The sequence below is a fragment of the Paenibacillus sp. GCM10027630 genome, from assembly GCF_042676305.1.
Lineage (GTDB): Bacteria > Bacillota > Bacilli > Paenibacillales > NBRC-103111 > Paenibacillus_S.
Window position 1 is genome coordinate 141,143 of sequence record NZ_JBHTGY010000031.1, and the last position, 11,889, is coordinate 153,031.

General features: G+C 44.9%; 10 protein-coding genes and 1 riboswitch. Of the genes, 8 read left to right on the top strand and 2 right to left on the bottom strand.

Annotation, left to right across the window (positions count from 1 at the left end; all coding sequences use genetic code 11):
* Positions 1 to 83: 83 nt before the first annotated feature.
* From dgoD to ACFQ0C_RS14380, 6 genes are all read left to right on the top strand, one after another.
* On the top strand, positions 84 to 1,217 hold the full coding sequence (gene dgoD / locus ACFQ0C_RS14355; protein ID WP_379367803.1) for a galactonate dehydratase: 1,134 nt from the start codon (positions 84 to 86) through the stop codon (positions 1,215 to 1,217).
* An 85-nt stretch (positions 1,218 to 1,302) separates the two neighbouring features.
* The gene (locus tag ACFQ0C_RS14360; RefSeq protein WP_379367804.1) at positions 1,303 to 2,685 is read left to right on the top strand and encodes an ABC transporter substrate-binding protein; all 1,383 of its coding nucleotides are present in this window, start codon (positions 1,303 to 1,305) and stop codon (positions 2,683 to 2,685) included.
* Between the two features lie 2 nt (positions 2,686 to 2,687).
* Complete coding sequence (locus ACFQ0C_RS14365) at positions 2,688 to 3,635, top strand: carbohydrate ABC transporter permease (protein WP_379367805.1); 948 nt, start codon at positions 2,688 to 2,690, stop codon at positions 3,633 to 3,635.
* On the top strand, positions 3,622 to 4,464 hold the full coding sequence (locus ACFQ0C_RS14370; protein WP_379367806.1) for a carbohydrate ABC transporter permease: 843 nt from the start codon (positions 3,622 to 3,624) through the stop codon (positions 4,462 to 4,464). Before ACFQ0C_RS14365 ends, ACFQ0C_RS14370 begins: the two co-directional genes overlap by 14 nt.
* Positions 4,465 to 5,268: an IclR family transcriptional regulator gene (locus ACFQ0C_RS14375; protein ID WP_379367807.1), complete on the top strand. Its 804-nt coding sequence runs from the start codon at positions 4,465 to 4,467 to the stop codon at positions 5,266 to 5,268.
* 1,340 nt (positions 5,269 to 6,608) lie between these two features.
* The gene (locus tag ACFQ0C_RS14380; protein ID WP_379367808.1) at positions 6,609 to 8,084 is read left to right on the top strand and encodes a peptidoglycan DD-metalloendopeptidase family protein; all 1,476 of its coding nucleotides are present in this window, start codon (positions 6,609 to 6,611) and stop codon (positions 8,082 to 8,084) included.
* Between the two features lie 6 nt (positions 8,085 to 8,090).
* Here the strand turns inward: ACFQ0C_RS14380 and ACFQ0C_RS14385 are convergent, their stop codons facing one another.
* A complete protein-coding gene (locus tag ACFQ0C_RS14385) occupies positions 8,091 to 9,014 on the bottom strand; it encodes a LysR family transcriptional regulator (protein ID WP_379367809.1) in 924 nt (307 codons plus the stop codon).
* Positions 9,015 to 9,350: 336 nt separating this feature from the next.
* Here ACFQ0C_RS14385 and ACFQ0C_RS14390 point away from each other — a divergent pair, with 336 nt between their 5' ends.
* Positions 9,351 to 10,613, top strand: a complete 1,263-nt coding sequence (locus ACFQ0C_RS14390; RefSeq protein WP_258212592.1) for an MFS transporter — start codon at positions 9,351 to 9,353, stop codon at positions 10,611 to 10,613.
* A gap of 40 nt (positions 10,614 to 10,653) precedes the next feature.
* On the opposite strand, the gene ACFQ0C_RS14395 is transcribed toward ACFQ0C_RS14390, so the two are convergent.
* The gene (locus ACFQ0C_RS14395; protein ID WP_258212593.1) at positions 10,654 to 11,109 is read right to left on the bottom strand and encodes a chemotaxis protein CheX; all 456 of its coding nucleotides are present in this window, start codon (positions 11,107 to 11,109) and stop codon (positions 10,654 to 10,656) included.
* Between the two features lie 89 nt (positions 11,110 to 11,198).
* A riboswitch (cyclic di-GMP riboswitch) is annotated at positions 11,199 to 11,285 on the bottom strand.
* A gap of 214 nt (positions 11,286 to 11,499) precedes the next feature.
* Here ACFQ0C_RS14395 and ACFQ0C_RS14400 point away from each other — a divergent pair.
* Complete coding sequence (locus ACFQ0C_RS14400) at positions 11,500 to 11,775, top strand: hypothetical protein (RefSeq protein ID WP_258212594.1); 276 nt, start codon at positions 11,500 to 11,502, stop codon at positions 11,773 to 11,775.
* Positions 11,776 to 11,889 lie beyond the last annotated feature (114 nt).

The following is an 11,889-nucleotide window of genomic DNA, read 5'->3' on the forward strand; positions in this document are numbered from 1 at the left end:
TACCATAATGTAAGCGATATCATTTGTTTATCGAACGAAGTTCGCATATGCGAACTACAAAAAATGGAAGGTGGCGCAGCCAGTTGCGAATTACAAAATTAGAATTATTTCATGTTAAGCCAAGATGGCTCTTTCTGAAGGTTCACACCGATGAAGGGATAACAGGCTATGGAGAACCGATTGTTGAGGGCAGGGCCAAGACGGTTGAGGCGGCAATCCGGGAGCTGGAATCTTATTTGATCGGGCAGGATCCTTTAAGAATTGAACATCATTGGCAGGTGATGTACCGTGGGACTTTTTATCGTGGAGGTCCGATTCTGGTAAGCGCAATAAGCGGTATTGAACAAGCGTTATGGGATATCAAAGGGAAATACTACAACATTCCGGTGTATGAAATGCTCGGGGGTGCTTGTCGGCATAAAATTCGCATGTATAGCCATTGCTCGGGAGATACGCCTGAGGAAATTGCCAAAAATGCGGTTAAGAAACAACAGCAAGGCTTTACTGCTATCAAAATCGGCATTGATCCCCCGGTGCTGAACGTAGATAGCTTAGCATTCGTCGAAAGCCAAGTAGCCAAATTGGCGGCAATTCGCGCTGCGGTTGGTAAAGAAATGGATATCGCCATTGATTTCCACGGCAGAGTGAGTCCAGCCATGTCGATCCGACTTGCACGGGAGTTTGAGCCTTATTATCCGATGTTTATTGAGGAGCCATGCCTGCCTGAGAATGTGGATACTATGGTTAGGGTTGCACAATCAACGTCTATTCCTATTGCATCGGGAGAGCGGTTGTTTACACGCTGGGGCTTCAGAGAAGCGTTGGAGAAGCAGGCGATAGCCATTGTACAGCCAGACCTGTGTCATGCGGGCGGAATTCTGGAAGCTAAGAAAATAGCCGCCATGGCAGAGGTGTATTACGGCTCCATCGCTCCTCATAATCCACTCGGGCCGATCTCATTGGCATCCTGTTTACAGCTGGATGCATGCACGCCTAATTTCTTGATTCAGGAGCATCCTTCTCTCCATGAGAAATGGGATTTGGGCGCGGGCTATCTCAAGAAACCTTTTGTTATAGAAGACGGTTATATCAAGCTGCCGGAAGGTCCAGGCTTAGGCATCGAAATTGTAGAAGAATCGCTGGTGGAGAGGGCTTACCCTGGTGATTGGGATACACCGAGATTGTATCACGAGGACGGCTCCTACGCAGAATGGTGAGCTTTAGAGGTTATACCGCGAGTGGTTGAGCCATAGGTGAAATGTGAGTGTGTTGAAGCTCTATAAAATTTTGGGAGGTCCGATTATGCTTATTAAAATGTCAAAGCTACCCGCAGTAGTTACGAGTACCTTGTTATCGCTCAGCATGCTTCTATCGGCTTGCAGTGGAGGCGGTACGGGTGCTGGAGCGGGCGGTGCGGTACCCGCGAGCGATAAGGGGAGCGGTAGTTCAACAACTCCAGCGGCAACAGTAACTGGTAACGATGCTTCCAAAAATGAGCCTATCACACTCACTATCGTCTCAACCACTATTCTGGAAAAACCGGAAGCAACCGTTGAACAAGCAATTGCTGATGAATTTATGAAGCAGCATCCGAATGTGAAAATTCAGTTTGTCGGCGTGCCGATGAATGATTTGTTTGCTAAGCTGACCACGATGGCAACAGGCAAGCAGCTTCCGGACATTTTCACAAACACACCCGATTTCGTAGCTAAGGCTGAAGAAATGGGTATTACAGCAGATATGTCCAAATTATTGGGTGATGATTTTTTGAAAGGCTTTTATCCATCTAATCTTAAAGAAGCAACGTTCAAAGATAAGCTGCAATTTATGCCTTGGTTTACAGCTCCCACAGCTCTATTATACCGAGCCGACTGGTTTCAGGAAAAAGGCTTGAAGCCTCCAACTACATGGGATGAATTCAGGGATGCTGCGAAAGCGTTAACGGAACCCGGCAAACGTTGGGGTTTTGCATTGGTTGGCTCGAAAAATGGATCGGGTGCGGGACGTTTCATGCACATTCTTCGTTCCTATGGGGTAGAAGAGCTGCGTGAAGAGAATGGGAAGTGGGTGACGGATATGGATAAACCACAGGCCATTGAAGCGCTGAAAATGTTCGGCGAGCTGTACACGAAGGATAAAGTAGCGCCGCCTGGACCTACTCAAGTAAGCTATGCAGAAGCGGTAACCTTGATGGCTACGGAAAAAACGGGGATGATCGTGACAGGTCCGCATTCTACGGGAGCCATTTATGCGCAGAACCCTAATTTGAAAGGGAAATTAGGATCGGTCCCGCTGCCAAAGGCGGCTAATGGAGGGAAGCATGTCACTACGTTAGGGGAACTTGGATTCTCCATCTCCAGCGGCTCGAAGAACCAGAAGATGGCTGTAGAATATTTGAAGTTTCTTGTTTCCAAGGACAATGCGGTTAAATTCAACGAAACGACAGGACGTATGCCGACAAGAACGGAAGCTGGGGATTTGGTGAAAAGCAGCGCAACGTTTGCCGGGTTTGTTCAAGCGTTGGAATATGTAGTTAACTTCCCGCAGGTGCCTTATTTGCCGAAAGTTCAAGATATACTGGGCGAGGCTTATCAGGTTCTGCTTACCGAACAAGCAACGCCTGAAGCTGCTTCCAAGAAAGCGGCACAAGCCATCCGTGACGAAATCCAGAAAAGCTCCAAATAACTTTGCCAGAGGGGAAACCGCCTGTCCAAGGACATTTCCCCTCAACCACCAACGGTCAAGGGGGGATTTCCCTGAAACGGCATACCTTACGGGGCGAATGGGCGGGGTTATATTTTGCGCTGCCTGCTATCCTGATCATGCTTGCTCTTATTGCTTATCCGCTCGTATATGGAATGGTCATCAGTTTATATGAAACCAATCTGCTCAATAAATACGACTTCAAATGGCTGATCAATTATAAAGATGTACTGACGGATCCCGGGTTTCTGAAAAAACTGTATATCACCTTGAAATTTACTGTGCTTGTGGTTGCAGGCAATTTTATAGTTGGCTTTGTTCTGGCCATACTGTTAAGTATGAATATCAAAGGAAGGGCTGTATTTCGGGCCATTCTAGTGCTGCCGTGGCTGTTCCCCGAGGTTGTCGTTGCCCTAATATGGAAGTGGCTATATAATCCTCTGTATGGGTTAATCAATTATTACCTGATGGAATTTCATTGGGTCAAGGAGCCCTTGGATTTGTTAGGCAATCCTAATCTCGCGTTGTTCAGCGTTGCTATTCCTGCGATCTGGAAGGGCTTCCCGCTTGTACTTGTTATGATTATGGCGGGACTGCAGTCCATCTCACAGGATCTGTATGAAGCGGCGGAGATTGATGGTGCCAATGCCTGGCAATCGATTCGTAATGTCATGATACCCGGGCTTATGCCCGTGCTGTTAGTTACTCTCATCCTGGAGACAATCTGGTGGTTCAAGCATTTTACAATTATTTATTTGCTCACATCAGGCGGTCCGGTTGACGCGACCAGTGTGCTCAGCATCGATATTTTTAAACAGGCCTTCGAGCAGTTCCAGTTTGGCCGTGCATCAGCGACAGCTGTTCTTGTTTTCATCATTTGCTTATTGATTAGCTACTTGTACAGGAGGCTGCTAAGAGATGATGACAAATAGGAAACCAAATACGATGCTGATGGCGATCATCTATGTGATTCTGATTGTTGCCTGCTTACTTATTATTGTTCCGGTGCTATGGATGGTTTCAACTTCATTGAAAGCGGAAAGCGATATTTTCTCCATCCCTCCAAGATGGCTGCCTGAGAAGGTGACATTCGCGGCTTTCACAAGGTTATGGACGGATTATCCGTTCAGCAGTTACTTCTACAATAGTCTGGTTTCCGTTGCTTTTGCTACGGTGCTGTCGCTGTTCTTCTCAACATTAGCCGGGTTTGGGGCATCTAGGTTTCATTTTAGAGGAAAAGGCGCCTTTTTAACCTTCTTACTGGTTACCCAGATGTTTCCTTCTATTATGCTGCTCATTCCTTTTTACAAAATTATGTCGATGATTGGGCTGCTGGATTCCTTGGCGGGGTTGGTGCTCACCTATATCTCGTTTACGATTCCGTTCTGCTCCTGGATGATGATGGGGTATTTTAATACCATTTCCAAGGAGATTGACGACGCTGCTGCTATTGACGGCTGCAGTAAGCTGCGTATTTTTTGGCAAATTATATTGCCATTGACCTTGCCTGGGCTTGCAGCGACGGCTATTTATTCGTTTATTGCTGGCTGGAATGAGTATATTTTCGCCTTGGTGCTAATTACGACTGAGACGAACAAAACGGTGCCTATTGGTATCGGGCAGCTCATCGGACAGTATAAAATTGTGTGGAACGATCTCATGGCCGCTTCTTTGGTAGCATCCGTTCCGTTGACGATTTTGTTCTTATTTATGCAGAAATATTTTATTTCGAGCTTGACTGCGGGAGCCGTGAAATCATAAATGATCAAAGAAAACAAATCTGCAGCACGAACCATAGACCTGCTTTGTCTGATACAAAGTCGAAATGCCCCGCTGACGTTAACGGAAATCTGCGATGGCTTGGACATCCCGAAGAGCAGTGCTTTCGAGCTGGTACAGACGTTAACGAGTAAAGGCTTTTTGGAAGTCGATGATGAGCGTCTTAAGACATATAAGCTTGGTTTGAAATTGTACCAGGTTGGAGTTTCCTACTTGACTGGAAGTGATCTTCACCGAATTGCCCGTCCTATTATGCAGCAGTTGGCCGATGAGCATGGGGCAACCGCTCTACTTGGGATGGAGGATAACGGCGGCTTGGTTTATCTGGATCAAGTAGAGCCACTAACTTCCGTAAGAACGAGGACGCAGCTCGGCTCCAGAGCCCCGATGCACAGCACAGGCTTAGGTAAAGCTCTTCTGGCAGCTTATTCAGATGCAAGGATAAAGCAAATTACTGGAGGGGAAGCGCTGCTTCCTCAAACGGAATTTTCCATTACAAGGTTTGACGCGCTGATGGTCGAATTGAATCATACAAGGGCAAGAGGTTATTCTATTGATAACCGAGAGAATGACTGCGATGTTATCAGTGTATCGGCTGCTATTTACGATTGGACTCATAACGCTACGGCTGCGCTCGGTTTTGCCGCTTTATATGCTCAAACCGATGAGAACCGTATCATCACTCTCGGGAAAAGCATTACAGAAGCTGCATTAACCGTATCGAGGAAACTGGGCTATGTGGGAACAAGGCTCTATGAGATGGATAAGGATGGTAAATTGGTATAGAGCTCTTATGTGAGATGGATAAGGATGGAAAGTTGGTATGGAGCTTTATGTGAGAAGGATAAGGGTGGTAAATTGGTATAGAGCTTTATGTGGGATGGATAAGGATGGAAAGTTGGTATAGAGTCTTTATGTGAGAAGAATAAGGGTGGTAAGTTGATATGGAGCTTTATGTGAGAAGGATAAGAGTGGAAAGTTGGTATGGAGCTTCATGCGAGAAGGATAAGGGTGGAAAGTTGGTATAGAGATTCATGCGAGAAGGATAAGGGTGGAAAGTTGGTATAGAGCTTCTTGAGAGATGAATAAAGGTGGTAAAATAGTATAGAGCTTTAATGAAAAACATAGCAGGTAGTAATACTAGCTAAGCTTCGTCAGGTAGATTTTCTACTTTGGGGTTTAGCTTTTTTTTGATAAATTAGCCAGAAAGTTTAAGTTCTTTTCAGCACCAAAGTATGAAGCAGGGTTGCCCTTTCTAAGTTTTTAACATATCTAAATTTTGAGATCTATACGTATTCAATCATCAGGGGAGTTCCTTTTTATATTCGGATAGCGGAGAAGTAGCTATTTGCTCTATAGCTCTTGAACGGAACAGAGATTTCCGTTATTCCATCTGCCGCTGCCAATTTAAGACGATAGCGGAAGTCGGAACTCCGCTATTAGCGGCGAATGATGAGTAATATGCAACAAATAGAGAGATAACGGAAGCAGATCTTCCGCAATCTTTCTATTTGTTGTGCTTTCCATGCCATAGCGGATAATTACTTCCTCTATTTTGGCTTATTCATATGGGGTGTACGAAGCTTGCCCCATATTAAACATGGATTTGCTCAACTTCGTCAAATAGAAATTTGAATTTCACTAAAACGAATTGTGACTTTTTGCTCACAAGAAAAGGCTTTTAAAGCTCGAATGCATTTTCGACGGGCGGTAGCGAATGGTTAACTGGAATTTCTGGAGCTAATTCCTCCATTACATGCCTAATGAGGAACTTAACTGGAAATTGTCATGCTAATATATATGTTTTTAGAATAAATTCAATAAATCATTAAAATTAACGGGAGGATTTCCAGTTATTTGAAAAAAAGTCCCTCGATGCCTGGAATTAACGGGAGGATGATTTCCTGTTAACCAATCATGCCTAACCTTGAACTGCACCAAAATCAATACCCATCCGTCACTTTTCCCTGAGAATGTCCAATGAACAGCCATTCGAGGTCCCTTTCACTTTTTAACAGGACATTTTGTTATGGAATCATTTAGTAGGGTATCGTACTATAGATAGTAGAGTTTAATAGGATGTAATTATGTCGAACGATACCAATAAAGAGAGGAAACATTAACATATGAGACGCCAAACTACTGGAAACCGAACGCAATCCAATCGAAAAAGGAATTATTTGCTCGCCTTAGTAGGCATCGCAGCCGCTTCGTGCTTGTCGATTATTATTCTTGCGCCAAATTTCGCTAACAGCTTAATTATATCGAAGGGCAGCACTGAGGCACCACAAGCCGTAGAGAAAACCGCACCTGCCAAACCGGCAAGAATAGCGCTCGATTTTCAAATGGATGATATTATGAATGGCTGGGTCTCTTATTCTGACGGGATTATGAAAACCAACGATGGGGGTGTGAGCTGGTCTGCTGCCTCCACCACTACAGCTACCACTACAGCAACCACCACAGCAACCACCACTACAGCTACCGTTGCTGCAGATTCACCTGACAAATCTAACCTCACGTCCGCAGCTCCTGTCGAGAATGAAGCTTTACAATGGATCAAAGGGAGCCTGCCTAGCAACATTCAACGGATTGCCGTTGGAGCGAAAGAGCTTGAGGTTAAAAAGTCGCAGTTTCTAAGCGAGCATATCGGCTGGGTGCTGTTGGTTAAAGAGGAGCAAGGAGCTTCTCCCTTGTGGGTGACTACAGATGGTGGTAAAAGCTGGAACCAGCAGGTTACACCTGAGCTTGTGAAGCAGATGGAAACGGAAAGTCTGCGACTGCGAACCATAGCGAAGGAAGCGGAATATTATGCCGACAATGAGGCAGCGCGGAAAGCTATTCAGTCGGAGTGGACGTTAATGCCCGAAACGGCAGCTCGAGGAGATATTGTACTTGTACGTCACCGTTCTCCCGGTAATGTGGAATGGCAAGGAAAATCTTATGAGATGAAGCCGTTTGGTTCCGGTTACTTCACCTATTTGCCGATCCCCATGAATACTAAGGCGGGAAGTTATCCCATTGGGGACAAGACCCTCACGATCAAGGAGAAGAAATTTGAAACTCAATATTTACAAGTGACGAAACAAATGGAAAGCATGAAACAGGATACGAAAAGAATTCAAGAGGATCAGAAGAAGATTGATCTGGCCAGAAGCAAGTCCGAGCAGGAATTTTTATCCTCCTCTCCGTTTATTCAACCGATTGAAGGTATCCTGACGACGCCATACGGTTACACAAGATATGTGAACGGCAAGCTTGACAGCAGCCATATGGCAATAGACCTTGCTGCAAAGGAGGGGACTCCTATCAAAGCAACTAATGACGGCGTAGTGGCTCTCGCTGATAGTTTGTATTTGACAGGAAACTCCATTTATATCGATCATGGTATGAACTTGTTCTCCCAATATGCGCATCTATCTGAGCTGAAGGTTAAAACAGGGGATCGGGTGAAGCAAGGTGACATTATTGGCCTTGTAGGAACTACTGGGTTTTCTACCGGTCCTCATTTGCATTTTACATTTTGGGCGCATAATATACAGGCCAACCCCAACCTGTTCTTCAATACCAAACCGTTTAATTGGTTTCAGCCTGCACCTTAAATAATATTATGTGGAGTCGTTATCATCTTGGTCGACAGGATGGTAAGGCTCCATAGCTTTTTGGAAATGGCGCAAAAACAAATAATCTACGCTGTTTAATTCTTCTTCCCGGTACATGAGAAAAAGCTGATTAAGTGGAAACGGATTCTGCTCGATGGGTATGGCGAACATTTCTCCCGATTCAATCTCCGCCTGCATGTAAAGAGGAAACGACAGAAAAATACCAAGCGTACTTTTGATCCAATGTTTAATCAATTGCAAATTATTGGTTTCATACTGCGCATTATAGTGCAGGTTCAGATCATTGAAGGTAAGATCTATTTTTTTGCGAAACATGCTCTCCGGCTCATAAAGAATAAGCTGTTCTTTCAACACATCCTGCAGCTTCAGGGAAGCTCGACCGGCATAAGGATGCTCCTCGGATACGATGGCATAGACTGGATGCGAATGCAGCAGCCGAAAGGTGATTGCAGGATCATTGGCGGTATAACGCGTAATTCCGAATTGAAAATGCTTGTTCTTGATCATCTTGATTTGCTCTTGGGTTGTGCAGCAAAGCACCTGAAGTGCAATGTTGGGGTAGGCTTTACTAAAGCTGTCCAAAATCGGGGGCAGGATGATACTGGCAAATGAATTGACACAGCCGAATGAAAGCTTGCCCGTCAAGCCTTGCTTTAGATGATCCACTGCCTCACGGCCTTGGTCCAGCGCGGCAAGCGCGTTTAGTGCATAGGGGAGGAAGGCGCTGCCTTCTTCAGATAGCCTGATTATTCCGTGGGCCCGGATGAGCAAGGGCTTGCCCAGCTCTCTTTCCAGCTGCTTGATCCGGTGTGAAACCGTAGGCTGGGGCAAGTACAGCTTTTCCGCGGCTTTGGAAATACTCCCTAATCGGTAAACCGTCACGAAGGTTAAGATTTGATCGAAGGTCATGAAACACCGCCACTTTCCCAATTAATGTTGCTTGCAGCCGTCTTTGTGGGCATGGTATTCAAAAAATGAATAAGGTCATTCAGTTTTGGATATGTACTTGATATCGAATTCGCCATAAAATAAAGATAAATAACGGGCGCGGCAAATTGTTCAAGACATTGTCTTGGGCTAGTTTATTAATTTCATAAATACTAGAAGCCAAGTTCAAAAAGGAGGCTTTTTGAACAACCTCTAGAAGTGAAAAGGATAGGGTAACTAATGCCGCTCCTTAAGTTAGGATATCCCCTAAAGCTCACCAATACAAGAGACAATTAGAAGACAAGAAGGTGACTTGCTGTGAATTCGGAAAAAGCGGTGCGAGCGATTGGGATTTATGGTGGAGGAGTGTTTTTCGGGGTGATGACGGTAGCCCAGCCGTTTTTTACGCTTTATGCAGATGCACTTGGGGCTTCTACTGCATTGATTGGATTAATTGTAACACTCAGGTCTTTATTGCCAATGTTTATTGCAATGCCTATCGGGCAAATGATCGATACCTTGGGACCTTTTCGGATGACCAAGATAGGATGCTTATTGCTTATGGCTTCATTAGCCATTATGTCATGGAGTAGTACACTGTTGGTACTGGCTGTTTCACAGGTGCTTCTTGGAGCGAGTATGATTATCATGGCGTCTTCGCTTCAGGTTCTTGCTACGGATGGGGAGCAGGATAAGGCGAAACGCAACAAGAACATCAACCGTTTCTCCATGTGGTCTTCCGTAGGCAACATGGCTGGGCCGCTATTAGGCGGACTAGTTGTTTCCTATTATGGTTCTTCCATATGGAGCTACCGCTCTGCTTTTATCGCTTCGTTTATCGTTTGCTCGGTTTGTTTTATCCTTGTTTCGTTGATCAAGAGTCAAGATGGACCTGGCAAGCTGACGAAAACTAAAGAGCTTTTTAAACCTAAGGAAATGCTGAACAGCTATATCAGCGGGATTCACTTAACCCGGCACAGGGGTGTTCAGTTTGGGCTTGTGGGTACATTTCTGATTATGTTCATTCAAGCGTTGTATGGCAGCTTTATCCCGCTTTATTTAAATGAGCATGGCTATTCGGCCTTTATTATTTCATCAGTTATCTCACTAATGGGATTGTCTGGTCTGGTATCACGGTTTTTATTGGGCCAATTCATGAAACGGGTGACATTGGAAACGATTCTGCTCACCGCTGGCTGTGTAGCTTCAATATGCCTGATCTTTATTCCCGTTGCTTCCTTGCATATTATCGGAATTGGCATAATTACTTTCCTGCTCGGCAGCTCAATCGGCATGAATTTGCCGGTGACCATTATGATCATGGTGGAGGAAACGAAGGAGTCGGAACGCGGGAAGGTTATGGGGCTTCGCCTCTTAACGAATCGTTTATCGCAAATGACCGCTCCTGCCATGTTTGGCCTACTCGGACAGTCTTTCGGCTTGACCGCAGCTTTTTATACGGGAGGCGGCATGCTTCTTGCAACGATGCTGGGATTTGCTGTCTACAGCTCCAACAGGCAGGCACCGGTGAAAAGCGAAGCCTCCGCTTCTACTGCCGCGGAGCAGTCATCCAACCTTTGAGTTTATGCAGCAGCGGTCATAGTTGAAACAGATTCAGATATTAACCGGGCATTAACATATGGATGTGAAAATCTCCTACATCAGTTATTGATAATGGGACTGCCATTACCTTGCATTCTGTGGAAATATGATGATCTCCCAAAATATTTGGAGGTGTAATATCCACATGAATTCCGTCGTTGTACAGCATTGTGCTGGCATTACCGCTGATCATGTTCCCTAATTCGGAAATAGCGCTTTGACACATTTCGTCCAATTCGGTTACTGCATAACCGCCCATCATGGCAGATACGATTTTCAAGGCCACTTGCTCAGGAAAGCCAAACACGACATCACCTTTGAAATGTCCAACGATTCCGACTTTTAGCCAAATGTGTTTCTCCATGAGCTCTAATTTCTTTACGGTAAGCTGGCCGATTGACGGTTTGGTCTGTACAAAGGTTTCGATTACAAGGATGGAAGCTGATAAAAACGGGTTGATATAGCTTGCTTGCATAATGAACTCCCCCTGCCTGATTAGAATGAATAAAAAGGACTGCCCCGAATTGGAGCAGTCCTTTTTCTGAAAAAAAAGTAAAGCTGCATTTCGGCAACCCAGCTGTCATAGGAATGATTTCCCTTAGACCTGAGGCTTTGCGTCCCTGACTTTCGACAGGTTTGCTATTATCGTTGTAGCTTGTAGGTTATAAGAACTGGTTACAAAGTACTAAAACTATCATATCACACTGCTTCAAGATTAGAAACGAAAATAAATGTTTAAAACACCACAAAATGATAGTCAATAAATAATAAAATAAAAAAGATTATAGGACTAAAATGGGTACTCTCCTAATAGTATAATAGTAGGCTTGGGTTAGAGCCCGGGCTACTAATGGAGGGATAAAATATGGAAATCGAAGCAGTAGAACAAGAAGTATTGTTGTCGGATGAGGAAACTATCGAAGAGGCTGAAGAAGTAGAGGCAGAAGAAGAAGAAATCGAAGCAGAGGAAGAAGCAGCAGAGGAAGAGAGTGAGGAATCAGAATCTGAATCGGCCGAAGAGGCAGAGGAAGAAGCTGACAGTTCGGAGGAAGAGTCTGCCGAGGAATCCGAAGAAGAGTCCGCTGAGGCTGATGAATCCGAATCCGATGAGTCCGGTTCAGAAGCGGAAGCGACTGAATAATACTGCTTCGATCCCTTCTCTACATCTCGAACTGAAATCTATATCATATAGCTTATGATGACAGCAGCACCGCATTATGCGGCAGCTGCTGTTTTTTATTGTGAATATTTTGAA